The organism is Microbacterium sp. ZW T5_56 (assembly GCF_044987425.1).
Classification (GTDB): Bacteria; Actinomycetota; Actinomycetes; order Actinomycetales; family Microbacteriaceae; genus Microbacterium.
In genome coordinates this window covers 52,585-77,669 of the sequence record NZ_JBJDRI010000017.1, presented here as the reverse complement: position 1 = coordinate 77,669, position 25,085 = coordinate 52,585, and the positions used below count along the sequence as shown (strand labels likewise).

21 protein-coding genes are annotated in these 25,085 nt (G+C 68.3%); 10 read left to right on the top strand and 11 right to left on the bottom strand.

What is annotated here, in order from left to right:
* Nucleotides 1-27: 27 nt before the first annotated feature.
* Complete coding sequence (locus tag ACI3KU_RS10205) at nucleotides 28-1,554, bottom strand: MmgE/PrpD family protein (protein ID WP_404922208.1); 1,527 nt, start codon at nucleotides 1,552-1,554, stop codon at nucleotides 28-30.
* Nucleotides 1,551-2,189, bottom strand: a complete 639-nt coding sequence (locus ACI3KU_RS10200; protein WP_404922207.1) for a GntR family transcriptional regulator — start codon at nucleotides 2,187-2,189, stop codon at nucleotides 1,551-1,553. Before ACI3KU_RS10200 ends, ACI3KU_RS10205 begins: the two co-directional genes overlap by 4 nt.
* Before the next feature lie 210 nt (nucleotides 2,190-2,399).
* On the opposite strand from ACI3KU_RS10200, the gene ACI3KU_RS10195 reads away from it, so the two are divergent.
* The 5 genes from ACI3KU_RS10195 (at nucleotide 2,400) to ACI3KU_RS10175 (ending at nucleotide 7,942) form a co-directional block, all read left to right on the top strand.
* A complete protein-coding gene (locus ACI3KU_RS10195) occupies nucleotides 2,400-3,557 on the top strand; it encodes a polysaccharide deacetylase family protein (protein WP_404922206.1) in 1,158 nt (385 codons plus the stop codon).
* Between the two features lie 130 nt (nucleotides 3,558-3,687).
* The gene (locus ACI3KU_RS10190; protein ID WP_404922205.1) at nucleotides 3,688-4,791 is read left to right on the top strand and encodes a serine hydrolase domain-containing protein; all 1,104 of its coding nucleotides are present in this window, start codon (nucleotides 3,688-3,690) and stop codon (nucleotides 4,789-4,791) included.
* Between the two features lie 71 nt (nucleotides 4,792-4,862).
* Nucleotides 4,863-5,774: an ATP-binding cassette domain-containing protein gene (locus ACI3KU_RS10185; protein ID WP_404922204.1), complete on the top strand. Its 912-nt coding sequence runs from the start codon at nucleotides 4,863-4,865 to the stop codon at nucleotides 5,772-5,774.
* 1 nt (nucleotide 5,775) lies between these two features.
* Nucleotides 5,776-7,425: an ABC transporter permease gene (locus ACI3KU_RS10180; protein ID WP_404922203.1), complete on the top strand. Its 1,650-nt coding sequence runs from the start codon at nucleotides 5,776-5,778 to the stop codon at nucleotides 7,423-7,425.
* Between the two features lie 4 nt (nucleotides 7,426-7,429).
* Nucleotides 7,430-7,942 (top strand): GbsR/MarR family transcriptional regulator, encoded by a 513-nt coding sequence (locus ACI3KU_RS10175; protein ID WP_404922202.1) that lies wholly within the window; start codon nucleotides 7,430-7,432, stop codon nucleotides 7,940-7,942.
* Here ACI3KU_RS10175 and ACI3KU_RS10170 read toward each other — a convergent pair.
* The 4 genes from ACI3KU_RS10170 to ACI3KU_RS10155 all read right to left on the bottom strand — a co-directional run bounded on the left by ACI3KU_RS10170 (nucleotide 7,911) and on the right by ACI3KU_RS10155 (nucleotide 11,702).
* Nucleotides 7,911-9,134 (bottom strand): heparan-alpha-glucosaminide N-acetyltransferase domain-containing protein, encoded by a 1,224-nt coding sequence (locus tag ACI3KU_RS10170; RefSeq protein ID WP_404922201.1) that lies wholly within the window; start codon nucleotides 9,132-9,134, stop codon nucleotides 7,911-7,913. The two genes, ACI3KU_RS10175 and ACI3KU_RS10170, sit on opposite strands and share 32 nt — an antisense overlap.
* 39 nt (nucleotides 9,135-9,173) lie before the next feature.
* Nucleotides 9,174-9,623, bottom strand: a complete 450-nt coding sequence (locus ACI3KU_RS10165; protein ID WP_404922200.1) for an NUDIX domain-containing protein — start codon at nucleotides 9,621-9,623, stop codon at nucleotides 9,174-9,176.
* Between the two features lie 13 nt (nucleotides 9,624-9,636).
* Nucleotides 9,637-10,650 (bottom strand): aldo/keto reductase family protein, encoded by a 1,014-nt coding sequence (locus ACI3KU_RS10160; RefSeq protein ID WP_404922199.1) that lies wholly within the window; start codon nucleotides 10,648-10,650, stop codon nucleotides 9,637-9,639.
* Nucleotides 10,651-10,718: 68 nt separating this feature from the next.
* Complete coding sequence (locus ACI3KU_RS10155) at nucleotides 10,719-11,702, bottom strand: EamA family transporter (RefSeq protein ID WP_404922198.1); 984 nt, start codon at nucleotides 11,700-11,702, stop codon at nucleotides 10,719-10,721.
* A 118-nt stretch (nucleotides 11,703-11,820) separates the two neighbouring features.
* Between ACI3KU_RS10155 and murE the strand changes: the two genes are divergently transcribed.
* Complete coding sequence (gene murE / locus ACI3KU_RS10150) at nucleotides 11,821-13,470, top strand: UDP-N-acetylmuramyl-tripeptide synthetase (protein ID WP_404922197.1); 1,650 nt, start codon at nucleotides 11,821-11,823, stop codon at nucleotides 13,468-13,470.
* Between the two features lie 74 nt (nucleotides 13,471-13,544).
* Here the strand turns inward: murE and ACI3KU_RS10145 are convergent, their stop codons facing one another.
* From ACI3KU_RS10145 to ACI3KU_RS10135, 3 genes are all read right to left on the bottom strand, one after another.
* A complete protein-coding gene (locus ACI3KU_RS10145; RefSeq protein WP_404922196.1) occupies nucleotides 13,545-15,431 on the bottom strand; it encodes a DUF4407 domain-containing protein in 1,887 nt (628 codons plus the stop codon).
* Between the two features lie 369 nt (nucleotides 15,432-15,800).
* The gene (locus ACI3KU_RS10140) at nucleotides 15,801-17,069 is read right to left on the bottom strand and encodes an IS256 family transposase (protein WP_404922195.1); all 1,269 of its coding nucleotides are present in this window, start codon (nucleotides 17,067-17,069) and stop codon (nucleotides 15,801-15,803) included.
* Nucleotides 17,070-17,440: 371 nt separating this feature from the next.
* Nucleotides 17,441-18,025 (bottom strand): TetR/AcrR family transcriptional regulator, encoded by a 585-nt coding sequence (locus tag ACI3KU_RS10135; protein WP_404922194.1) that lies wholly within the window; start codon nucleotides 18,023-18,025, stop codon nucleotides 17,441-17,443.
* A gap of 62 nt (nucleotides 18,026-18,087) precedes the next feature.
* Between ACI3KU_RS10135 and ACI3KU_RS10130 the strand changes: the two genes are divergently transcribed.
* On the top strand, nucleotides 18,088-18,672 hold the full coding sequence (locus ACI3KU_RS10130) for an NAD(P)H-dependent oxidoreductase (protein WP_404922193.1): 585 nt from the start codon (nucleotides 18,088-18,090) through the stop codon (nucleotides 18,670-18,672).
* Between the two features lie 66 nt (nucleotides 18,673-18,738).
* Here ACI3KU_RS10130 and rlmN read toward each other — a convergent pair whose 3' ends face one another.
* The gene (gene rlmN / locus ACI3KU_RS10125) at nucleotides 18,739-19,989 is read right to left on the bottom strand and encodes a 23S rRNA (adenine(2503)-C(2))-methyltransferase RlmN (RefSeq protein WP_404922192.1); all 1,251 of its coding nucleotides are present in this window, start codon (nucleotides 19,987-19,989) and stop codon (nucleotides 18,739-18,741) included.
* 57 nt (nucleotides 19,990-20,046) lie between these two features.
* On the opposite strand from rlmN, the gene ACI3KU_RS10120 reads away from it, so the two are divergent.
* Together ACI3KU_RS10120 and ACI3KU_RS10115 are read left to right on the top strand one after the other, a co-directional pair.
* Nucleotides 20,047-20,538 carry an NUDIX hydrolase gene (locus ACI3KU_RS10120; RefSeq protein ID WP_404922191.1) on the top strand — a complete coding sequence of 164 codons (492 nt, stop codon included), beginning with the start codon at nucleotides 20,047-20,049 and terminating at the stop codon, nucleotides 20,536-20,538.
* A gap of 1,273 nt (nucleotides 20,539-21,811) precedes the next feature.
* Entirely contained in the window at nucleotides 21,812-22,495 is a 684-nt protein-coding gene (locus ACI3KU_RS10115; protein WP_404922190.1) for an ankyrin repeat domain-containing protein, read from the top strand.
* Nucleotides 22,496-22,779: 284 nt separating this feature from the next.
* On the opposite strand, the gene nadE is transcribed toward ACI3KU_RS10115, so the two are convergent.
* The gene (gene nadE, locus ACI3KU_RS10110) at nucleotides 22,780-23,598 is read right to left on the bottom strand and encodes an ammonia-dependent NAD(+) synthetase (protein WP_404922189.1); all 819 of its coding nucleotides are present in this window, start codon (nucleotides 23,596-23,598) and stop codon (nucleotides 22,780-22,782) included.
* Nucleotides 23,599-23,921: 323 nt separating this feature from the next.
* Here nadE and ACI3KU_RS10105 point away from each other — a divergent pair, with 323 nt between their 5' ends.
* Entirely contained in the window at nucleotides 23,922-25,085 is a 1,164-nt protein-coding gene (locus tag ACI3KU_RS10105; protein ID WP_404922187.1) for a hypothetical protein, read from the top strand.

The following is a 25,085-nucleotide window of genomic DNA, read 5'->3' as shown; positions in this document are numbered from 1 at the left end:
CGCCGACCGGAGTCGGCGGGGCGGGGTTCAGAACAAGCCGCGGGGCGAGGGCGCTGCGTCCAGCACGCCGGGCTTCGCGACGATCGACAGCTGCAGCACCTCGGCGGCGCTCAGCTCGGGAAGGCGCTGGACGAGGTCGAGGAAGCGCTCGATCTCCTCGGCCTCCAGCACGGGCTCCGCCAGCAGACGGAACTTGCGCACGTAGTCGGCACGGGCGAAGGGGCGTGCGCCGAGCGGGTGGGCATCAGCCACCGCGATCTCGTCGACGATCGTGGATCCGTCGGCGAGGGTGATCTCCACCCGACCGCCGAAGGCCTTCTCGTTCGGATCCTCCGAGTGGTAACGACGCGTCCACTCGGCGTCCTCCGCCGTGGTGACCTTGTTCCACAGCGCGACGGTGTCGGCTCGCGCAGCGCGCTCCGGGGCATAGGAGTCCACGTGGTGCCACGCGCCATCCTGCAGCGCCACCGTGAAGATGTACGGGATCGAGTGATCCAGCGTCTCGCGGCTGGCGGTGGGGTCGTATTTCTGGGGGTCGTTCGCGCCGGAACCGATCACGTAGTGCGTGTGGTGACTGGTGTGCAGCACGACGCTGGCGATGTTCGCCGGGTCGCGCAGGGTCGGGTTCTCGTTGCCGAGTTTGCGGGCGAGATCGATCCACGCCTGCGCCTGGTACTCGGCCGAGTGCTCCTTCGTGTACGTGTCCAGGATGCCCCGCTTGGGCTCGCCGGCCGCGGGAAGCGGAACGTCGTACGCGGCGTCCGGGCCATCCAGCATCCACGCGATGACACCGTCTTCACCCTCGTAGATCGGCGACGGGCTGGTCTCGCCACGCATCGCGCGGTCCACAGCCTCCACCGCCATCTTGCCGGCGAACGCCGGGGCGTGCGCCTTCCACGTGGAGATCTCGCCCTTGCGCGACTGACGCGTGGCGGTGGTGGTGTGCAGCGCCTGACCGACGGCCTGGTAGATGGTCTCGGTCGGAAGGCCCAGCAGGGTGCCGATGCCGGCGGCAGCCGACGGACCGAGGTGAGCGACGTGATCGATCTTGTGCTTGTGCAGGCTGATCGCACGTACGAGGTCCACCTGGATCTCATATCCCGTGGCGAGACCGCGAACGAGAGCCGCGCCATCCTTGCCAGCGTGCTGGGCGACAGCGAGGATCGGCGGGATGTTGTCGCCGGGGTGCGAGTACTCCGCCGCGAGGAAGGTGTCGTGGTAGTCCAGCTCACGCACCGCGACGCCGTTCGCCCACGCCGCCCACTCGGGGCTCGTGCGATCCTGCAGCACGCATCCGAAGACGGTGGCGCCTTCGCCGCCGCGGGAGACCGGGTGATCCAGCGCCTGAGCGCGCGCCGCGGACACCGGCCGACGCGTGAGCGAGGCCGCAGCGACAGCCGCGTTGTCGATGATGCGGTTGATGATCATGTCGACGACAGCGGGCTCCACCTCCACGGCGTCGGTGGCGACCTCCGCGATCTTCCAGGCCAGCTGCTGGTCGCGCGGCAGGTCCTCCGCGCTCTTGTAGACGCGGACGTGATGCGTGACGGTCATGAGTGTCCTTCCGGGAGTGACGCGAGGATGTTGGTGAGCGCGTTGTGCAGGTGCACGTGCGTGGCATGGGCGGCGAGGTCGCTGTCTCCCGCGGCGATCGCGCTGGCGATCAGGCGATGCTCAGTGACGGATGCGGCGAGGCGCGTGGTGTTCTCCCGCGACAGGCGGCGGACGCGCACGAGGTGGGTGCGGATCGTGCGCAGCGCCGCGGTGAGATAGTCGTTCGCGACGGCGATGTCCAGGGCGGCGTCGAACCGGGCGATCAGCACGCCGTAGGCCTCGCGACCGGCGTCGGCGTCGAGGTTCACGGCACCGAGTTCGGCGGCAAGATCGGAGAACACACCCCGCTCGCCCCGCTCGGCCGCGAGGCGCGCAGCGGTCTCCTCGAGAGCCCGGCGAACCTCGAACAGCTCGCGGATGTCGTCGCGGTCGATGTCCGTGACAACGGTCACGCGCGGCGATACCTGCGCGACGAGGCCGTCGGCGTTGAGTCGCCCGATCGCCTCCCGCAGCGGCGTGCGACTAACGCCGAGGCGAGCGGCCTGCTCCACCTCGCCGAGGACCGACCCCGGAGCAAGACGCCCAGACTGGATCTCCTCCAGAAGCGTTCCATAGGCACGATCACTTGCTCGCATGGCACCTCCTCGTGATCAGTCGCTGTCGTTAGTGTATACACAAGTGACATGATTTGGACCTGAATGACGACATAGGTTTGTTTTCGTATACATTGCGCGACCCGCGCGTACCGATCTTCGGGATCCGTGCGGATCCACCCGTTACGATCATCACGGCATCCGGCGTCCCCGCTTCCGCAGACGAGTGCGCCCGCCACCGAACGGGGGACCATGACCACGCACGCCAGAACACGCCGAGGCCGACGAGCGCTGATCATCGCGGGCGCCGCCGTTCTCGCGGCCGCTGTGTTCGGGGGTGGCATCGCGCTCGGTGCCGCGCAGGTCGGCACAACACCCGGCACCGCGACACCGCCCGGCACCGCGACACCGCCCGGCACCGCGACACCGCCCGATGCCGCGACCCCCGCGTCGACCCCGCTCACCGCCACACAGCAGCTCCTTCAGGACAGCGGTGATCCGAACGCGTGCGCCGTGTCGTTCACCGGCGAAGCGATCACCGACGCCCCCGCGCTCGAATCCACCGGCAGCCGCTTCCTCCATCTGCCGATCCCGGCGCAGGACGGACGCGTCTTCGCCGGCTGGTACTCCACCCCCGAAGCTGCGGGAGCGCACGATGTCGCATCGCGCGTCAACGGCGCCGACGCCGTGACCTGCGGCCCGGAACGGGAGCTCACCCTCTACGGCGCGTGGACCACACCGGACGATCTCACCGCCACCGGCACCCGCGTGCCGATCCTGATGTACCACCAGTTCACCGACAAGCCGGAGGGCGAAGAGGGCTGGCTGCGCAACAACTTCTACGGCGTCGCCGACTGGCAGAACGATCTCGCCTACATTCGCGACGGCGGCTTCTACCTGCCGACCTGGGATGAGCTCGCGGCGTTCATCGATGGGCGACTCCTCCTCCCGCCGCGTTCGGTGATCATCACCGACGACGACGCGGATCCCACCTGGCTGAACTGGGCGGTGCCGGTGGTCGAGCAGGATCAGCTGCTCACCACGTCGTTCGTGATCACGAGCGCTCGCCAGGATCCGACTCCGTCGATCTGGGTGCAGCAGCGTTCCCACACCCACGCGATGCACGAGGCGGGCGACAACGGAAAGGGTCGGATGGTCAACTGGTCCGAAGCGGACATCACCGCGGACCTGGAGACCTCGGCGCAGATCCTCGGCGCGAAGGAGGTGATCGCCTACCCCTACGGGCACTACAACGACACCGCGAAGGCGGGCGTAGCCGCCGCGGGCTTCGAGATGGCGGTCACCACCGAATGGGGCTACGTCACGGTGGGCTCGGACAAACTCGCCCTGCCGCGCGTGCGGATGAACTGGGGCATGACCGTCGACGACCTCGCCGGCCTCATCGGCTGAGCCGGCTCCGCACTCGGCATGCCGGACGGTGTCGTTCCGTCCGCACGCACGTACACCTTCCGACGGATGCCCCGGGGCAGAGCCCGTCCCTACACTGGGCAGGACCCCCTCCGCGACGAAAGGCCTTCGCGTGTCCGAACCGCTCTCCGAGATCCTCGCGCGCCACGTCGCCGCCGGCACCGTGCCCGGAGCGGTCGGTGTCCGAGGTGACGGCACTCCGATCGCCGTGGGCTTCGACGCTCCCGGCGGCGCACCGCTGCGACCAGACGCGATCTTCCGCATCCAGTCCATGACGAAGACGGTCACTGCTGTCGCCGCGCTCCGTCTGGTCCAAGACGGGGTGCTGGCTCTGCACGAGCCCGTCGAGACATGGCTCCCGGAGTTGAGCGGGCTGCGCGCCCTCCCTCACCCCGACGCGCCGCTCTCCGAAGCCCGACCCGCGAAGCGGCCGATCACGCTGCACCACCTGCTCACCAACACCTCCGGCTACGGGATGATGACGACCGATTCCCCGCTGCGACAGGCGATGGTCGACACCGGCATGGAAGCCGGCCCCGAGCCGGTCGCACGCGGAGCGCAGGACTGGCTCGATGCGCTGGTGTCACTCCCCCTCGCCTTCGACCCGGGCGACGGATGGCGCTACCACCACTCGTTCGGCATCCTGGGCATCCTGCTCGGTCGGCTGGGGCGCGGATCCACCGACGACCTGCTCGCCACGACGGTCTTCGCCCCCTCCGACATGACGGACACCGGCTTCACGACACGGCCGGGACAGGAGCATCGTCTGCTCGCCGCGTTCCGGCGCACGGAGGATGGATTCGTGGAGACAGAACCCGCGGGTGCCGGGTTCTCTGTCGCGCCGCCCCCGTTCGACGTCAGCCATTCCGAGCTCGTCTCGACGGTCGCCGACTACCACGCCTTCCTCCGCGCACTCCTGGACGGACGCCTCATCGACACGGCTCTGCTCGCGGAGTTGCGCCGCGACCAGGTCCCGTCGTCGGCCAAGACTCCGGACAGCTTCTTCCCCGGGTTCTGGCAGGCAACGGGCTGGGGGTACGGCTCGTCCCTCGTGACAGAGGGGCCGCACCGTGGGCGGTTCGGCTGGTCCGGCGGACTGGGGACCGACTTCTTCGCCGACCCCGACGGATCCGTGTGCGTGGTCATGACCCAGGTCGAGATGGACGAGAAGGTGTTCGAGCTCCTCGGCGACCTGCAGGGCGCGGACGCCGGCTGAGTTCATTCCTCACGAAACCCTCACGGTTCAGATTCTTCACAAAGTTGTGAAATGGGCGTAGCGTCCCCGGCATGAACACGGTGATCAGCACGGTGGGCCTGCGCAAGACGTACGGCCGCGTGCACGCGCTCGATGGACTCGATCTCTCCGTTTCCGCGGGGCAGGTCCACGGCTTCCTCGGGCCGAACGGTGCGGGCAAGTCCACCACGATCCGGATCCTGCTCGGTCTCGCGCGCTCCTCCGGCGGAACGCCACGACTGCTCGACGCCGATCCGTGGCACGATGCCGCGGCACTGCATCGACGCATCGCGTACGTTCCCGGCGACGTCAGCGTCTGGCCCAACCTCAGCGGAGGCGAGGCGGTGGACCTCCTCGTTCGCCTCCGCGGCGGGGATCCCCGGTCCGCGTCGTACCGTGCCGAACGCGAGCGACTGTTCTCCGCGTTCCAGTTCGATCCCCGGACCGCCGGACGAGCGTATTCGAAGGGCAACCGGCAGAAGATCTCTCTGATCGCGGCTTTCGCCCTTCCCGCCGAGCTGTACATCCTGGACGAGCCGACCAGCGGTCTGGATCCGCTGATGGAGATCGTCTTCCAGCAGGAGGTGGCGCGTGTGAGCGCCGCCGGAGCCACCGTCTTGCTCTCCAGCCATATCCTCAGCGAAGTCGAGCGGCTGTGCGATCACGTCTCGATCATCCGCGCCGGCCGCATCGTGGAATCCGGCACGCTGACCGAGCTGCGCCACCTCACCCGAACCGAAGTCTCCTTCGATGACGACGGGACCATTCCTGCCGGAGCGCAGGATGTCGTGGCCGAGAGCGGACGGATCCGCTTCACGGTCGACCCCGCCGACATGCCCGCCACACTGACCACACTCGCGAACGCGAAGGTGCAGGGCCTCCGCGTCAATCCGCCCTCACTCGAAGAGCTTTTCCTCCGCCACTACGGCACCTGCGCGGAGACGCGCCGCGGATCGGCGGCGTGAGATGAGCACGATCACACGCTCCCCCGCTCGCAGGGGCACCAACGCCGTCGCCACACTGTGGGCGCTGGAACTGCGCCGGGATCGGCTGCAGCTGCCGGTGTGGATCCTGGGGAACGCGGCGATGGCCGGCCTGGCCGTCACCGGAGTGACGCAGTCGTACGGCACGGAGACCGACCGCAGCACCCTGCTCGCGACGGCGATCGCGAACCCGGTGATCCTCACATTCCGCGGCCTCCCGTCCGGCGCCGGCACCGCGGAGTTCATCGGATTCCTGATCCTTCCGTTCCTGGTGATGATCGCCGGGTTCATGAGCTCGTTCCTCGCCGTGCGTCACACCCGAGCCGAGGAGGAGAGCGGTCGCGCCGAGCTGGTCGGCGCCACCACGGCCTCGCGGGGAGCCGCACTGTGGGCCACCACGCTGCACGGCGTGATCGCGAACGTCATCACGGCGCTGGCGATCACCGTGGCTTTCACCCTCGCCGGCCTGCCGCTGCGCGGCAGCATGGTCGCAGGACTCGCGACGGGCGCTGCCGGACTCGTCTTCCTCGGGATCGCGCTGGTCGGCGCTCAGCTGTTCGCCACAGCGCGCGGGGCGAACTCCCTCGGCGTGATCGCCATCCTCGTGACCTTTCTCATCAGCGGCGTCGGCAACGCCATCGGAACTCCGAACGCGGACCTCACGCGCATGGAGAGCTCACCGCTGGCGTGGTTCAGCCCCTTCGGCTGGGCCGAGAACGTGCGCCCGTTCGCCGATGACGCTGTCGGTCCGCTGGTTCTGCTCCTGATCGCCGCTGCGGTCGCGGTGCTGCTGGCATACGTTCTGCTGCGGCAGCGGGATGTCGGCGCATCGCTGGTGGCCCCGCGGCGAGGCCGCGCCGCCGCGCGCTGGTCGCTCCGCGGGCCCGTGACGCTCGTCGGCCGCCTGACCCGCGGATCCATCATCGCCTGGGCCGTGGGCGCTTTCCTCACCGGCGCCCTCGCAACGTCCCTCGCCTCGGTGGTGCAGAGCATGGGCGGCAGCAATCCGGCCATCGCAGCGGTGCTCGAGGCGATGTCGAAGAGCGGAGACCTCCAGGCGGGAACCGTCGTGATCTTCTTCACCGTGGTCGGCATCCTGGCCTCCTGCTGCACGGTGCAGATCGTGGCGCGCGCACGCCAGGAGGAGGCTCGCGGCACCGTGGAGCCCCTCTGGGCGGCGAGCGTGGGCCGACGACGGTGGCTGGCGTCGTACCTGATCATCGGTGCGGTCGCGATCGTGGCGGTGGACGGGGCCGCGGTGCTCGGATCCCTCGTCGGTCTGAGCCGCACGGGCGCGGATCTGATCCAGGACGTGTGGATCGGTGCGGCGGGACAGGCCGCCGTGGCCGCCGTCTTCCTCACCGTCACCGCTCTCGTGCTGGTCGTGATTCCGCGCTGGACGATCGGAATCGGATGGACGATCGTGGTGCTCGCGACGATCATCGGCCTGTTCGGTCCGCTGTTCGGGCTGCCGGATCGGCTCACACAGCTCTCCCCCTTCAGCCAGACCCCCACGCTCACCGCCACCGGCGTGGACGGACGCGGCATCATCGGCATCCTCGCGGCAGCCGTGGTGGCTCTCGTGCTGTCGGTGTGGCTCGTGCGTCGTCGGCCGCTGGTCACGGCAGGCTGAGATCATGTCCGTTTCCTCATCCGAGACCCCGGGACCGCCGCCGATCGACGAGCACCGCACCATCGACGAGCACCGAGCCATCACTGCCGCGGAGCAGGCTGCGGCCGTGATGACCGCGGCCGGGATGGCGCGCATGCCGGCGCGGGTGCTGATGGCGCTGGTGGCCGCTCCGGCGGACGGATACACGGCGGCGCAACTGGCCGAACGTCTGGGGGTGAGCGCGGCCGCGATCTCCGGAGCCGTGACCTACCTGCACCGCCTGCACTTCATCGAACGGCTCTCGCGTCCGGGAACCCGCGTCGTCCAGTACGCGGTCGTGCGCGAGACGTTCTACGGCTCGATCACCTCCAACGCGCCGATCTACGGCCGGATGGCCGCCTTCATCGACGAGATCGCCGAGGCGCATGCCGGAGACCCGGCGGCCGTCGAGCGCGCGACCGAGATGGCCGACTTCTTCCGATTCCTCGCCGAGCGGTTCCCGCAGCTCATCGACGAGTGGCGACAGATGCGACGCTGACGCCCGGCCTGCGCGGCACGAGCAGCAGTCCGCCGCGCACGGCGACGGCGATCAGCGCCTCCAGCGGTCCCTTGCGGCGCAGGGCCAGCAGGATCGCACCGATCAGCAGGGCCCCCGCCACGTTCGCCGCCCACAGCTCGAAGCCCGCCGTTCGAATCCCCGTCGACGTCGCGATCGGGATCGAGGCAAGGCAGTGCGCCGCGTAGATGGTGAGCGGGGCTGCGCCGGTGGTCGCGATCAGCCGCACCGGGTACGCCAAGCGGCGTCGACCGGCGGTCAGCGCGGTCATGAGCCCGACGACCGCAACCGCAACGGCGCCCGTCCGCAGGATGTCCAGCGGTGTTCCGGAGTGCGGGGCCGCGATGAGCTGCATCCACCAGGTTCCGGTGGGCATGGCCCCGTACGAGCCGCCGGCTTGCGCCATGATCGCCTGCTGCAACTCGCCGGATCGCGGCGCCACGGTCTCCACTACGGAAAGCGTCGCCCAACTCACGACATGCGCCACCGCAATGAAGGCGACACCGCCGACCGCGGCGATCCAGCCCCAGCCACGAAGTCCGCCGCGCTCCGCGGTGGCGATCATGCCGCGCGCGAGCAGGATCCCCAGCAGGAGATACACGAGCCAGGTGATCACGGGGTAGACGCCGGTGAGGAAGATGGCGCGGATGGCCGTCTCCGGTTCGGCGAAGTCGCCGAGGGGCAGGCTCTCGCCCTCGAGGAAGATGCCGAGGTCCTGGCGCAGCGCCGCGTTGAATCCGCCACCGAGGATGGCGAGCACTCCTCCGACGAGCACGATCAGCCACGATGGGGCCAGCAGGAACGGCGCCGCAATGATCATCGCGGCGCCGAAGTAGACGAGCACCACGACCATGACGACGGGCGGCTCGGCCAGCAGCGTCCCGATCAGCATCACGATCAGTCCCCGCACGAGCACCGCGACCAAGACGCCCGCCGCTCCGCGCTCCGCACGCACCCGGCGGGTCGCGAGCACCAGCGACATCCCCCCGAGCACGGCGAAGAGCGTGGACGCGGTTCCCTCGCTCAGCTGAAAAGCGATGTTCGCGGCGATCGCGCGCAGTGGCTCGTCGGAACTCCCGTCGACCAGCCACAGGTGCGCGGCGAACATGCCGATGAGCGCGACGAATCGCGCGAGATCGAGGCCCGCGAAACGTGCGGGGAGCGCTGACGACACGACCCCATCATCGCAGTCCGCCGCGCGTCGGGTCGGGGATCAGATCAGGTCGAGGAGTCGGCGCTGGCCGGTGACCAGGCGGGCCCGGGCGACGGCAACCGCGGTCCAGGCCACACGATCCATCTCGGGAAACCGCTCGATTCTCCCGGAGCGCGGCGGCCATTCCAGCTCGAACTCGCCGAACACCGCGGCCGTCACGTCGAGATCCGCCGCCACACGGAAGACCGTGAGCTGCTTGCTGGAGGTCACGCGGAAGACACCGAGTTCGGTGGTGGGCCCGTCGGGAACCGGAAGTCCGAGCTCCTCCTCGAACTCCCGACGCGCTGCGTCCCAGGCCTGCTCGGAGGCGGGGTCGTACTCCCCTTTCGGAATGCTCCACGCGCCCTCGTCTTTGCGAGCCCAGAACGGGCCACCCATGTGGCCGATCAGCACCTCGCGAGACGCGAGGTGGCCGCGCACCAGCAGGATTCCTGCACTGTGCGCGGCCACGATCGTTCTTCGTTCAGACCAGACGCGACTTCGGCGACACGGAGTAGGTGTCTTCGGCATCCGTGTTGACCACCGAGCCGAGCGCGGCGTCGATGGCGGCCATCGTGTCGGAGTCCAGCTTCACGCCCGACGCCTTCACGGAATCGGCCAGCTGCTCCGGACGCGACGCACCCACCAGCGCGGCCGCGATGTTCGGGTTCTGCAGAACCCAGGCGATCGCGAGCTGCGGCATGGTGAGACCGTTGTCGGCGGCGATGGGCTTGAGGTTCTGCACTGCCGTCAGCACGTCGTCGGCGAGGAAGCGCTTGATGAAGTCGGCGCCGCTCTTCTCATCGGTGGCGCGCGAACCGGCCGGAACGGGCTGGCCGGGCAGGTACTTGCCGCTCAGCACGCCCTGCGCCATCGGCGACCAGACGATCTGCGAGATGCCCAGCTCCTCCGACGTGGGCACGACCTTGCCCTCGATGACCCGCCACAGCATGGAGTACTGCGGCTGGTTGGAGATGAGCTGGATGCCCAGCTGCTTTGCGAGGGCGTGTCCTTCGCGCAGCTGCTCCGCGGTCCACTCCGAGACGCCGATGTAGAGCACCTTGCCCTGACGGACGAGATCCGCGAAGGCCTGGAAGGTCTCCTCCAGCGGGGTCTCGTAGTCGAATCGGTGAGCCTGGTACAGGTCGATGTAGTCGGTGCCCAGGCGCTTGAGCGAGCCATGCAGCGACTCGAAGATGTGCTTGCGGCTGAGGCCGGTGTCGTTCGGACCCTTCGGGCCGGTGGGGAAGTAGACCTTCGTGAAGATCTCCAGGCTCTCGCGGCGCTGGTCCGCCAGTGCCTTGCCCAGCACGACCTCGGCCGCCGTGTTGGCGTACGTGTCGGCGGTGTCGAAAGTGGTGATGCCGGCGTCGAGCGCGGCGTGGACGGTGGCGATGGCGGCGGAGTCATCCACCTGCGAGGCGTGGGTGACCCAGTTGCCGTAGGTGATCTCCGAGACCTTGAGCCCGCTGTTACCGAGGTAGCGATATTCGACCATGCCACAACGCTAGTGCGTGCGTCGGACGTTGAGCTCGGATCGGCTGAATCGTGTCAGATGTGACGCGCTCAGACCGGCTCGATCGTCACCGATTCCACTTCGTCGGGCTCGCCGAGGCGCACCGCGATGACTCCCGCGAGGATCAGCACGCCGCCCACCACCTGCCAGATTCCGGGCGTCTGCCCCAGCAGCGCCCAGCCGAAGAGCGCGGCCGCCACCACTTCGCTCAGCGCGACGAAGGCGGCGAGTCGCGAGCCGAGCATGCGGGTCGAGATGATGCCCAGCGCGTAGGCGAGGGCTCCGGCGATCGCCCCGATGCCCACGACCGGAACCCACCACGCCACGCTGCCGGTGAGGAACGCGACGTCGGCGGTGCTCGAGCGCCACGGCAGGATTCCGACGAGGCTCGCGAGAGTGAGCCCGATGGCGCCGGTGAGCAGGCCGAACCCGGCGAGCGCGATCGGCGGCAGCGCACCGTCGCCCCGGCGGGCCGAGATGATGAAGTACGTCGCGCTTCCCACCATCGCCCCGAGCGCCCACAGCACGCCGGCCGTGTTCGCCGCGATGCCGGAGAACACCTCCAGCACGAGCGCCAGCCCGGCGATGGCCACGATCGCTCCGACGATGGTGCGCCCCGTGGGACGCTCGCCGCGACGCAGCCAGAGCCACAGCATCACCGCCACCGGCGACATGTACTCGATCAGCAGCGCGACGCTCACGTCCATCACGGCCACGGCCTGGAAGTAGAACAGCTGGGTGGCGCCCACCGCGAAGGCTCCGTACAGCAGCAGCGTGCCGATGTTGCGGCGCAGCAGGAGCCAGCGCCCACGCATCGCGAACAGCGCCGGGACGAGAAGGATGAGGGCGGCGACCCACACGCGCGCGGTGACCGCAGCGCCCGGACTCCAGCCGGCGTCGATGAGACCCCGCGCGAGCGCGCCGGAGGAGCCGAAGCACACGGCGGTGGCGAGAGCGAGCACCAGGCCCAGGCGCGCCCGTCGCACGGCAGCACTCGCAGCGGGGCGAGTCACGGGGCGCGGAGTGGACGACATCGGGACATTCTCGCGCACCGCCGTCGGCGCGATTTCTCCGCCACGCCCGCTATGCGTTTTCTCTGTGACAGTCCTGGATCTCCTATGTGCAACGGCGCACAGCGGGAAGGATGGAGGAATGCCGACACCGATGGATGCCGACACCACCCGCACCCCCGCTCGCGATGCTGCGACGGATCGCCGCGAGGCCGATGATCTCGAACAGGCGCTGCGCCCGGTGGCCCCCCGAGCCGTGCCGCTGCGCGCCGTCACCGAAGCGGTGCGCTCGCTGCGGGTGAGCACGGGAGTCGATGGCGTCGTGGTCACGGGTGCATCGATCGACTCCCGCACCGTCCGCGCCGGCGACATCTACGTCGCGGCGCCAGGTGCCCGGGTGCACGGGGCGCGGTTCACCCGGGACGCCGCCGCGCGCGGTGCCGTCGCCGTGGTGACCGACGAAGCGGGTGCCGATATCGCCGCCGACAGCGGTCTGCCCGTAGTGGTCGTGAACGAGGTCCGCTCGGTGATCGGCGACGTCGCTGCCGCCGCCTACGGCACGACCGAACGCGCACCGCGGCTGTTCGGAGTCACCGGAACCAACGGCAAGACGACCACCACGTACCTGCTGCGCTCTCTGCTGGAGGCGCTCGATCATCCGACCGGTCTGGTCGGCACTGTCGAGATCGACGCAGGCAACGGCCCGGTGCCCTCTGTCCGCACCACACCCGAGGCCACCGCGCTGCACGGCATCCTCGCGCGAATGACGGAGGAGAAGCTGCACAGTGCGTCGGTGGAGGTCTCCTCCCACGCGCTGTCGTACCGGCGCGTGGATGCGCTGCGGTTCGCCGTGGCGGGCTTCTCCAACCTCACCCCGGATCACCTCGACGTGCATGGCGACATGGCCGGGTACTTCGAGGCGAAGGCCCGTCTGTTCTCGCCGATTCTCGCCGAGCGTGGCGTGGTGTGCGTCGACGACCGCTGGGGTCGCCACCTCGCGCGGACGGCGGACATCCCGATCGTGACGCTGCAGACGCGCGAGCCCCTCGACGATCCCCGCGATGTCGATCACCTCCTCCCCTCCGATGAGATCGATGCCGACTACACGGTGACCGACGTCGTCCGCATCGGCATCGGCATCGGACATGGCTTCGTGCTGCGCCGTGATGGCGAGTCCGTGCTGCGGGCCACCACGGCTCTTCCGGGTGCGTTCAACGTCTCCAACGCCGCGCTGGCGCTGGTGATGGTGCTGGAGAGCGGGGTGTCCGCCGAGCGCGTGCAGGAAGCGATCGATCGCCCGCAGACGCTGTCTCCGCTGGTGCCCGGGCGTATGCAGGTGATCACCACCGACCCCACCACGGTGGTCGATTTCGCCCACAACGCCGCGGCTCTGCAGGCCGCACTGATGTCCGTGAACGGCACCGCGGGACGAACGATCGTGGTCTTCGGCGCTCCCGGGGAGCGCGATACCGCCAAGCGCGCGATGATGGGCGCGATGGGGGCACGGTACTCGGACGTGGCCATCATCACCGACGACGATCCGCACGGCGAAGATGCGGCCTCCATTCGAGCGCAGGTGCTGTCCGGTGCCCGCATGGCCGAGCAGCCGGGATCGCTGGTGGTGGAGATCCCCTCGCGCACCGACGCGATCGCCGCGGCCGTTGCCATGGCGCGACCGGACGACATCGTCCTGGTCGCAGGGCGCGGTCATGAGACCGTCCAGGACGTCGACGGCGCGCAGATCCCGCTGGATGACGCCGAGGAACTGCGCCGCGCGGTGTCGCGACGCTGAACGACGCCTCTCCCGAACGGAACGACGCCCCTCCCGAACGAGAGGGGCGTCGTTCCGTCAGCGGATGCGTGTCGTCAGCGAATGACGGAGAGTTCTTCGGTGACGGAGGCGGGGAGATCCTCCCCCGTGCGTTGGGCACGTCTCCTCACCACGGAGCGCGACTCGCGCACCTTCTCCGCGATGGCTCGGCGAGCGATCTCGGAGTCAGCGCGCACGTCGTCGAGCTTCACCCGCGTGACCACGCGCTCCACCTCTTCGTAGATGGACGGGTTGCCCCAGCTGGTGAGGACCTTCACCAGCACCGGCAGCAGCTCGATCATGAAGAACAGACCGGCGATCAGCCAGTGTGCCCAGGCCAGCGTGGGCTCACGTTCGCCCAGGCGGTTGAGCGCACTGATCTGGCTGAGGAGGCCTTCGGCGTCGGCGTTTCCGTTCGCCACAGTGGCAGCGCGGGCGTTGTAGGCGGCGAGCGCCGTGTCGTAGGAGGCCTGAGCGGCGGGCAGCGCGGCGTTCGCCTCCTCACGGTTCATCTTCTCCGTGGTGGCCGCTTCGGTGGCGCCGGCCGTCTGTGCGGCAGACAGGGCGGCATTGGCGTCCTGCAGCTGTGCGGACAGGGCGTCGTAGCTGGCCTGAGCCTGCTCCAGCTGCGACTTGGCCGCGTCGGAGGAAGATCCTTCGCCGGGCAGACCGGTGCAGCCGGTGACCGACTCGGCGCCCGCCCCCGTCAGCTCACACTGGTAGATGGCGCGTGCCTGGTCGATGACGGTCTGTGCGGCGGCCATCTGCGCGGTGAGGGTGTCGACCGTGGACTGCGCTGCCGCGACGGACGCGGGCTGGTTCGACGTGCCGGCGACGATGCCCGTCGCCGCCTGGTTCTGCAGATCGGCGAGGGCCTGCTTCGCGGCGTCGAGCGCCTGCTTCTCGGGACCGTTCGCGAGCTGATCCTGATCTGTTAGCGACTGGGTCAGGTTCGTGGTGGTCACCTCGCGCTGGATGTCGTTGTGGAAGATCTGCAGCACCATCGGCTCCGCCACCACGATGCCGATGAGGGCCGCCATGATCACACGAGGGAAGGCCAGGCCGAACAGCTTCCAGCCGTTGCGGGTGGACTTCATGCTCGCGGTGAGGAACCGGTCGAGATTGAAGATGATGAGCGCCCAGATGATCGCGAGCGGCACCGCTCCCCAGGCCCAGATGTGCACGCCGGTGATCAGCGCGAACAGCATCGAGATGCCGGAGATCAGCGCCGTTCCCGCGAGCACGAAGAACATCTGCACGAAGCGCGGCGTCTCGGTGGGCACATGATCCAGCACCGCGCCGTCGGCCCCGCCGAGAACGGCGAGCCGGCGCAGCAGCGGGGTGCGGCGCCGCTCGGTGTATTCGTCCTGCGGGGCGGCCGGCGGCGTGCCCGTCGGACCGTCGCCGTCATCCCCGCCGCCGGAGCTGGCGTCGTCACGGTCGTCGTTGTCGTCCTCGGGGAAGTTCGCGCCGACGGGGCTGTCGTCACGCTCGTCCTGCCCGCGTCCGAAGCGCCCGAGCGCGGCCGATGCCGCCGCGTCGTGAGCCCGCCGCTCCGCCTCGGCCTCCTCCTGAAGCGCCTCGAGGTCCTCGAGCACCGTGGTCTCAGCCTCCGGCTGCGGACGACGGGCGTCGACGAGCACCTCCGGGGTGTCATCGTCGATGCTCGGCTCGATGTCGGACAGCACCTCCGTCATGGCCTGCGTGTCCGTGGTCGACGGCTCGCGGGCGTCCGAAGCTGACGGGTCGTCGGAGGACGCCAGCACCTCGGTCGGCGTCTCGTCGGCCTCGGGATACGGCTGCTGCTCGCTGCCGGTGGCGTCTGGCTGGAAGGGCCTCTGCACTTCGAGAGGTTCTTCGGCATCGACACGATCGGCGGGCGCATCGAACTGGATCCGGCCCTGCGAATCCATGCGTCCGGGGCGATGAGCGGAAAACGACATTCGTTCAGGTTAGGTCTGCCTGCTGGTAGAGCCATGAGCGCGCCCTGTGGCAGGCCCGTGAGGGACACGCCGTTTCCGGGACTTCGTCAGGTTGTGTCACGCCTCGTCCCGCCCGCGATCACCATCCGCAGCCGGCCAACGGTCGCGTCGTGAAACGAGGGCATTGTCGCCAAACGAGGACGAATCCCGCCGGTTGGGCCTCCGCGGGCGAAAATCTCCTCGATTCATGCGTGTCACGATGCACGGGCGCCTTCGTCCCCGCGCCGCCAGCGCCGTGTGGCCTGTCTCAGTCGCTGCCCCAAAACGAGGGCATTGGGTCAAGTCCCGTGGCGTGGTGTCATTTGGTTGTTTCCTGAGGGTGGTTGGTGGTCAGGCGGTGAGGTAGAGCTCGGGGTGTGCGGGCTCGGCGTGGTTGTGCAGGATGTGGACGAGTTTCCGCATGGAGATATCCGAGAGGTAGCGGCGTTCGCCGTACTGCCATTCCTCGTGCTGCTCTTGCAGAACGGCGCCGATCAGCCGGGTCACGCTGTCGCGGTCGGGGAAGATCTGGACGACGTCGGCGCGGCGTTTGATTTCCCGGTTCAATCGTTCGATGGGGTTGTTCGACCAGACTTTCTGCCAGTGTTCGCGGGGCAGTGCGGCGAAGCCGGTCAGGTCGCCCTCAGCGGTGTCGAGCATGGCCGCGATCTCCGGGAACGAGGAGCGCAGGCTCTCTACGACCTGCCGGTATTGGCCGGAGACGGCCTCGGTGGTGGTCTGCGCGAAGATCGTGGAGATCAACGCGTTGACGGGCTTGGAACGCGCTGATCCCAGGCGCTGGGTGACGTTGCGGGCGAAGTGGACCCGGCATCGCTGCCATCCGGATCCGGGCAGGATCGCTTTCACCGCGGCCTTGATCCCGGCGTGCGCGTCACTGGTGACCAGCGTCACTCCGAGAGGGTCGGCGTCGGTCGCGACCTTCAAGCCCCGCTCCCGCAACGAGCGGAGGAACTCGGTCCAGAAGTCGGTGGTCTCCGCGTCTCCGAGCGCCATCCCGAGGATCTCCCGGCGCCCCTCCCCAGAGACGCCGGTCGCGACGACGAGCGCTTGGGAGATGACCCGCCCGCGGACGCGGACGTCGAGATAGGTCGCGTCGAGGAACAGGTAAGGGAACCAGGTGTGATCGATCCGGCGGGAAAGGAACTCGTGCACGGCCTCGTCGATCTCCGAGCAGATCCGGGACACCGTAGACCGGGAGATGCCGGTGTCGTTGCCCAACGCGCGCGCGAGCTGGTCGACCTTCCTCGTGGAGACCCCGTCGATCCAGGCCTGGCAGATCACCGCGTAGAGGGCCTTGTCGACCCGACGCCGAGGGTGCAGCAGCGACGGGAAGAACGACCCCTCCCGCAGCTTCGGGATCGCGAGATCAACTTCCCCAGCCGGTGTCGCGAGGGTCTTCGGGCGGGTGCCGTTGCGACGTGTGGTCCGCTCGCTCGAGCGCTCGTAACGGCCGGCACCGATCTTCGACGCCGCTTCTGCATCGACGAGGTCCTGCAAGCCCGCCTGCAGCATCCGCCGGAACACATCGGAGTGCGCGAGGTCCGGGTCGGTGAGGACTTCGGAAATCAGGGTCGTCAGGGCAGACTGGTTCTGGGTCATCGTGGGATCTCTGCTTTGCTTCTTGCCGGAAACAACTGGGTCTCCCACGATGGCCCTTCACCGTCTCCGACGACGAGAACCCCGCGGGAATTGACACCACGCTACGGGACGCACCCGGGCATTGTCGCCAAACGAGGACGGATTCCGGTGTTTGAGCCTCCGCCGGCGAAAATCTCCTCCGTTCATGCGTGCCACGACCCGCGGATGCCTTCGAGTCCGCGCGGCCAGCCCCGTGTGCCCGGCCTCAGTCGCTGGCGAACCAGGCCCGCCGAAACGAGGGCATTGTCGCCAAACGAGGACGGATACCGGTGTCTGAGCCTCCCCAGGCCGAGATCTCCTCGACTCATGCACCGCACCCGGCACTGCGGAAGTTATGAGACCGCCGGAATCCCCGCGAGCAGTCGATCCACCGCGTTCCCCTGCGCCGCCAGCGCCGCGGGAAGGGGGATGTGTCCGGCGGCGCTGAGCACACCGAGTCCGTGGATCATGCCCCACACCGACACCGCATCGACGGGTTCCGACAGACCCACCGCTGCCGTGATGTCGTTCAGCACGCCTTCCAGCCGGTCGATGAGGGCGGCCATCGCGGGAGTGGGCGAACCCGGCACGCAGACGGTCGGATCGTAGATCGCTGCGAAGGCATGCGGCCGCTCGACCGCGAATCGCAGATACGCGGCGCCACCTTCCCGGAAGGCCGTGCGCGAATCGGGGGCGGCCTCGACCGCGTCGACGACGGCATCCACGAGGTCGGTCATGCTGCGTTCGGCGATCACCTTCAGCAGTCCGTTGCGATCGGCGAAGTGGTGATACGGCGCGTTGTGGCTGACGTTGGCCGCGCGCGCGACCTCGCGCAGGCTGATCTCCTGCGCCGGCTTCTCGGCGATCAGCTGCATCGCTGCCGACTCCAGGGCGTGGGCGAGATCCCCGTGGTGATACCCATCTCGTGAACTTGACACGAGCAACATTGTTGCCTATCTTGACACTGTCCACCAAATAGACACTGTCAAGATTGGATGCCATGACCGGCGCACTCGTCCTCGACGCACACCCTGACGGCCGTTCGCTTACCGCCGCGATCGCTCGCCGCTACGCCGACGCGCACGCCGATTCGCGGGTGATCGCGCTGCGGGATCTGGACTTCGATCCGATCCTGCGCTTCGGCTACCGCGAGCGCATGACGATGGAGCCCGACCTGGATGAGGCACGGCGCGCGCTGCACGACGCCCAGACGGTGGTCATCGCCACACCGCTCTGGTGGGGCTCGGTTCCCGCACTGCTCAAGGGGTTCTTCGACCGAGCGCTGCTCCCCCGCCAGGAGTATCGCTACCGCCCGTCGGGCCTGCCGGAGGGGCTCCTGCCCGCCCGCAATGGACGACTGCTCCTCCTCGCGGACACCCCGGCCCTGCTCACGCCGTTCACCGGCGTGCCCGCGCAGCGTCACGTCGTCCAGAACACGATGCGCTTCTGCGGCGTGCGCTCGGTTCGCACCACGCGGATGCTGAACGTGCGACAGGCGTCCCCGGCGCGACGGGAGGCGTGGCTGGATCGCGCCGCGCGCCTCGGGTCCGTCGACGGCGTCCGCGACGGCCGATCACGAGTGTGATGGACCTTCATGACGTGCAAAACGCTCGTATTCCTTGCGGATACGAGCGTTTTGCGCTGTGACGAGTCAGACGGCCGCGGCCGCCGCAGCCTTGTCATCCTCGGTGGCGACCAGCTGACCGCACGCACCGTCGATGTCCTTGCCGCGAGTGTCGCGGATGGTGGTGGGAACGCCCGCGTCGTTCAGGCGACGGACGAACTCGTTCTGCACCGACACCTCGGACGAGGTCCACACGGATTCCGGCGTAGGGTTCAGCGGAATCGGGTTCACGTGCACCCAGCCGCGACCGCGCTCGTTGAGCTTCTTCGCGAGCAGGTCCGCGCGCCACGCGTGGTCGTTCATGTCCTTGATCAGTGCGTACTCGATCGACACGCGACGGCCGGTCTTCTCGTAATACTCCCGCGCGGCATCGAGCGCCTCATCGACCTTCCAGCGCGAGTTCACCGGAATGAGCTCGTCGCGCAGCTCGTCGTCGGGAGCGTGCAGGGAGAGGGCGAAGGTGACGGGGATGTCCTCTGCCGCGAGCTTCTTGATCGCGGGAACCAGACCGACGGTGGACACCGTGATGCCACGGGCCGACATTCCGAGGCCCTCGGGCTGCGGGGCGACCATGGTGCGAACGGCGTGCATCACGCGGCTGTAGTTGGCCAGCGGCTCGCCCATGCCCATGAAGACGATGTTGGACACCCGCTCCATCGAGTGGTCGTCCTTCTTCTTGCCACCCAGCTCACCGGCGGCGATCGCACGGTTCGCGCGGACCACCTGCTCGATGATCTCGGCAGCCGACATGTTGCGGGTGAGTCCGGCCTGGCCCGTCGCGCAGAACGGGCAGTTCATGCCGCAGCCGGCCTGGCTGGACACGCAGAGCGTGATGCGGCCCGGGTAGCGCATGAGCACGGACTCGACGAGCGCGCCGTCGTGCAGACGCCAGAGGAACTTGATCGTGTCGCCGCGGTCGGTCGCCAGACGACGCACCTCGGTGAGCAGGTTCGGCATCAGACCGCCGACCAGCTCCTCGCGTCCTTCCTTGGGGAGGTCGGTCATCTCCGCCGGGTCGGACGTGTAGTGCGTGAAGTAGTGGGTGGCCAGCTGCTTGGCGCGGAACCCGGGGAACCCCAGCTCCTTCAGCTTCGCCACGCGCTCCTCCGGCGTGAAGTCGGCGAGGTGCACGGGCGGCTTGCCGCGCTTCGGGCTCGCGAACTGCAGTGCCGGACGACCCTCCGAGTCCAGCTTCTGCTGCCATCCCTCGGTACGCGGACGCACCTGCACGTCGCCGTTGCTGCCGGTCATGCGCACCGGGGTCATGTCAGAAGTCATACCCTCCAGGATACGGCCCGCGGCCTGGGGAACCTATGGGGATGGAATGCTGGGGGCATGGGGTCTGAGTCGAACGACGCGGAACGTGTGATCCGACGGATCGACGGCGCGCCGTGGCTCCCGCACGGACGCGCGGAGGTCGTGCTGTCCGAGGTCATCCCTCGCCCCGTCGGGCTGGTGCGGGTGCTCGTGCGGCGCGGAGGCGAGGTGTACTGCACTCCGCGGGAGGACGGGCGACAGGACATCCCGACGCGACAGGTTCCCGTGAACGACCCGCACGGCTCGGCCACCGTGGCGCGCTTGGCGACCGAGCTCGGCATCGCGCCGGAATCGCTGCGCCCGCTCGGCTTCGTCCGCAACATCGTCTCTCCCCCGGCGCTCGACTACCCGTGGCCGATGCCGCTCGCTCATTTCGCGGTCTGGACGTCGGCCGAGCAGCCGACAGGCCCGGGGCTGTGGGTGGCCGAATCGGAGCTGCGGGATCGGCACTGGTATCCGCTGTTGGGTCCCGCGCAGCCGCCGCAGGGGTGGCGGGTTCGGGCGACGTGACGGGCGTCCCGGTGCGCGTCGGTCGCGGTGCGCGGGAGTCTCGGAGCCCGGGACGTCGCGGAGTACGGGGGTCTCGGAGTACGGGTGTCGCGGAGTACGGGTGTCGCGAAGTACGGGTGTCGCGAAGTACGGGTGTCGCGAAGCGCGCGGGGGTGTCGCGGAGTACGAGACGTCCCGAAGTACGGGTGTCGCGGAGTACGGGTGCCGCAGAGCCCGGGCGTCGCGAGGTGCGGGGGTGTCCTCAAACGAGGACGTTTACGCGAACGGAGGACGAGAACCCGGCTCCCGTCCTCCATTCGCGAAATCGTCCCCGTTTCGGGGACAGAGAACTCGCCCCGCAACGGCCTCAGTTCCAACTGAGCCCCTGCTAGAGTCTGCCGCCGAAGCCCGCTCGGCCGCCACAAGGGCGGCAGGCTCGAGAAACGTGACGGGCGTCCCGAAGTACGGAGGCGTCGCCAAGTGCGGCCGCGTCGCCAAACGCTGGGGCGTCGTCAGACGAGGACATTTGCCCCAACGGAGGACGACAGCCCGACTCCCGTCCTCCGTTCGCGACATCGTCCCTCGTTTCGCGACAGCGAACGCGCCTCGGAACGGCCCCCGGACAGTTATCACGGAACGGTGTCGTCACCCCACTCCGCTCGGACGGGTGCCCAGAAGCGGGGAGGGGTCGCCAAGTGCGGAGGTGTCGCGGAGTACGGGGCGTCGCGAGGTGCGGGTGTGTCCCCAAACGAGGACATTTGCGCCAACGGAGGACGACAGCCCGACTCCCGTCCTCCGTTCGCGACATCGTCCTCGTTTCGAGACGGCGAACTCGCCCAGGAACGGGCCCAGGTCGAACTGCGTCCCCCCGCTGGAGTCTGGCCGTCGAAGCCGCTCAGCCGCCACAGGGTGGCAGGCTCGAGAAACGTGACGGGCGTCCCGCAGTACGGAGGGGTCGCCAAGTGCGGGCGCGTCGCGAAGCGCAGGTGTGTCCCCAAACGAGGACATTTGCGCCAACGGAGGACGACAGCCCAGCCCCCGTCCTCCGTTCGCGACATCGTCCTCGTTTCGAGACAGCAAACGCGCCCACGAACGGCCCCCGGACGTTCATCACAGCGCGAGCAGTCGCCTCACTCGGGTCATGTCTTCGCCGCAACTCAGGGTCCTGAGCACACGGTGACAGCGACCTCACGCCCCGGGCGGCAGGCGCGACCGGTGCGCTGAATCGCAGACCGGCAGGAATCTGACAGCCAACCATGAACAACGGGATTTGGTATCCCATTAGGCTCGAACCATGCGCCGAACTCCGATCGCGATCGTCATCACTGCGGCGGCAGCCATCCTGCTCACTGCCTGCACCGGCCCCGCGGCGAAGCCCGCGTACGCCGACGAACGCCTGCTCGACGCTGTCCGCAGCGGCGATGAGACAGCAGTGAGTGCCGCCCTCGCCGACGGCGCCGACCCCGATGTGCGGGGCGATTCGGATCGTCCCGCCGTACTCATCGCCACACGCGCCGGGGACGTCGACATCGTGCGCCTCCTGTTGGCGGAAGGCGCCGACCCCAATGCTGCCGACGCGATTCAGGACAGCGCGTACCTCTATGCCGGCGCGGAGGGACTCACGGACATTCTGGCGCTCACGCTCGACCACGGCGCCGACGTGACGAGCACCAACCGGTACGGCGGCACGGCGCTGATCCCGGCCAGCGAGCACGGTCACGTCGCCGCCGTGCGTCTGTTGATCGACGCGGGAGTCGACGTCGACCACATCAACAACCTGCACTGGACCGCGCTGCTCGAGGCGATCATCCTCGGCACGGGATCCGCGGATCACATCGAGACGGTGCGCATGCTGTTGGATGCCGGCGCTGATCCGGACATCGCGGATGGCGACGGCGTCACGCCCCGCGAACACGCAGTCTCGCGCGGTTTCACGGAGGTCGTCATGCTCCTCGACGCCGCCCGCGCGACCCCCTGAGCAGAGCGCGCCTCGGTCCCTGTCACGCAGCGAAACGACCGCACACCCCGAGCTGCGCCAGCGAGACCAACACGGCCTCGCGACATGCTGCCCCTGATGTGCAGCACCTCACGAGGGCCCTTCGTCTCGCTCACGGATTGAGAAGCTGGACTCTCGCGACCCCCGGTTGGTGAGCGTCCTCGTGTCGTCACAAGATGAGCACGCAGGACCCGCGTGAGCGACAAAGTGCGTTCAGGAACCAGAACAAGACCGCTGACCTTGCGCCAGCGAGACGAAGCGCGAGGTCAGCGCCACCAGGTGTCGAACGGAGCCACGGGGAGGTGGCGCTTGTGCTCGGTGGCGAGGTACTTGGCCTCCAGCTTCCCGGCCGCCGCAGCATCGATCGTCTTGCCCTCGAGGAAGTCGTCGATCTGCTCGTAGGTGAGGCCGAGTTCGTCCTCGTCGGTGCGACCCGGCTTGTCGTCGAGGAGGTCGGCGGTGGGAACCTTCGTGGCCAGATGCTCCGGTGCCCCCAGAACACGCAGCAGCGCGCGACCCTGGCGCTTGTTCAGCCCCGCGAGCGGCGTGAGGTCGGCTGCGCCGTCGCCGAACTTCGTGAAGAATCCCGTCACCGCTTCCGCGGCGTGGTCGGTTCCGATCACCAGCAGCCCGTGCTGCGCTGCCACGGTGAACTGCGCGATCATGCGGGTGCGCGCCTTGATGTTGCCGCGGTTGAAGTCACTGATCTCGTCGCCAGCCGTCTTGATCGCGTTCTCCATCCCCTGCACCGCCTCGGCGATGTTGACGGTGAGCTCACGATCCGCACCGATGAACGACATGGCGGCCTGCGCATCGGCTTCGTCGTGCTGCACCTTGTACGGCAGTCGCATCGCCACGAAGGTCGCCTCGCGCCCCTCCGCGCGAAGTCGCTCGACCGCGAGCTGCGCGAGGCGTCCGGCCAGGGTCGAGTCCTGCCCGCCGGAGATGCCGAGCACGTAACCGCGCGCGCCCGTGGTGCGCAGGTACTCCGTCAGGAACTCGATCCGACGCTCCACCTCCGCGGTGGCGTCGATCGTCGGCTTCACACCGAGGGCGTCGATGATCTCCTGCTGCAGCGCTGTCATGCCTCCAGTATGCGACGGCGGTGTGTCACGCGTGTTACGCACGCGGCGGTCACCGTGCGCGAACGCATGAACGTGCGCCGGATCCAGGACTGATTCCGCGATCCGCTCATCGATCCGGCGCATGTTCATGTGTTCAGCCCGGGCCGCGATGGTGGCATGCCAGGGTCCGGGCGACATCGCTGCCTTCACGCGGCGTACACCCCGTTACCCGTGATTGCTACGGCAGCCCACTTGTACGCGCGTTCCGGAGGTTTCCACAGCCTGACCGATCACACGTTGTTCGTTCGTATCTGCTGCAAGGCTCGTGCAGCAGGAGGAACAACATGTCTCGACCTCAGCCCAGTCCGCGCTTCGCCACTCGCCGACTCAGCGAAGCAATCGGCCCGATTCTCGCGTTGGCCCTGGTTCTCTGCTACGGCCTGGTTCTCATCGGAGTTCTCGTCATCAGCTTTCGAACGGGCGTCCCAGGCAGTATCGGCACACCTGAAGTGTGGACGTGGGTCACGACGGTGGTCAACGATTCGGCAGCCCACGCTAGTTGGAGTGTTCCCGTACTCCTTACTGTCATCGCCGGCTTGAGCGCGATCGTGCCGACGATGCCGGCTTCATGGGGCGAAGATCGCTCGTTCGCTTCTTCGACAGCTGGAACTGTCATCGCGATCAGCAGCTTCCTCACGGCGTGGTCTGTGTTGGTGATGATCATTTGGTTCGTGGGTGCAGTATCCGAGCGCCAACACATCAGCGGCGCACTCATCGGTGTTCCGATCACCAGCGCTGCAGGCTTTGTGATTGCCGTCGCAATCGGCCGGCTGTCGTTCGAGGCTCTCGAAGACGCTCGCGGTCGAATGCGCGACCTTGTGCGAGCGCAGTACAAGCTCATACCGCTCCCTGGTAGCCCGGACCATACGCTCCGGGCGAGAGCACGAGCGCTGCGGTGGCTTCTTGCGCTCTTGCCTGCTGTCGTGTGTGGCGGCGCGACGGTGACCCTGGTGGCAGCGGTTTCAGTGTTGCTACTGGGTAACCGCCACCTCACACCGGTCCACCTGGTCCTCGCTCTCTTGGTTTGCTCCATGCCGTTTCTGATGACCGCACTCTCAGCAACGAGGAGGGCACAACGCATGTGGCTGTCGATTGCGAAATCCAATCACGACGGCAACCCGAAGGATCTCCCTGCAATCCGCCTGCGAACTCGTGTCGCACACGCGGCGGGGTGGTGCGGCTCGTTCGTCCTCGCCCTCAGTTTCTTGATCGGCGCGGGTGGCTACGCACAGCCTGGTGCGTTGCTCGGCGTTGCTGGCGTGCTCGCGGCAGGCTGCGGTGCCATCGTCAATCTTGCGCACCTGCTCGTCCCACTCGCAGCCGAGCAGGAGACCCGCAAGTACCGACAACTCGTTCGGGAGCGCGAGCGGCTCGGCTTCATTTCACAGCACTCTGAACCTGATTTGGAGAGCCAGTCGGACGGCCGACCGCACGCTAGCACCGCATGA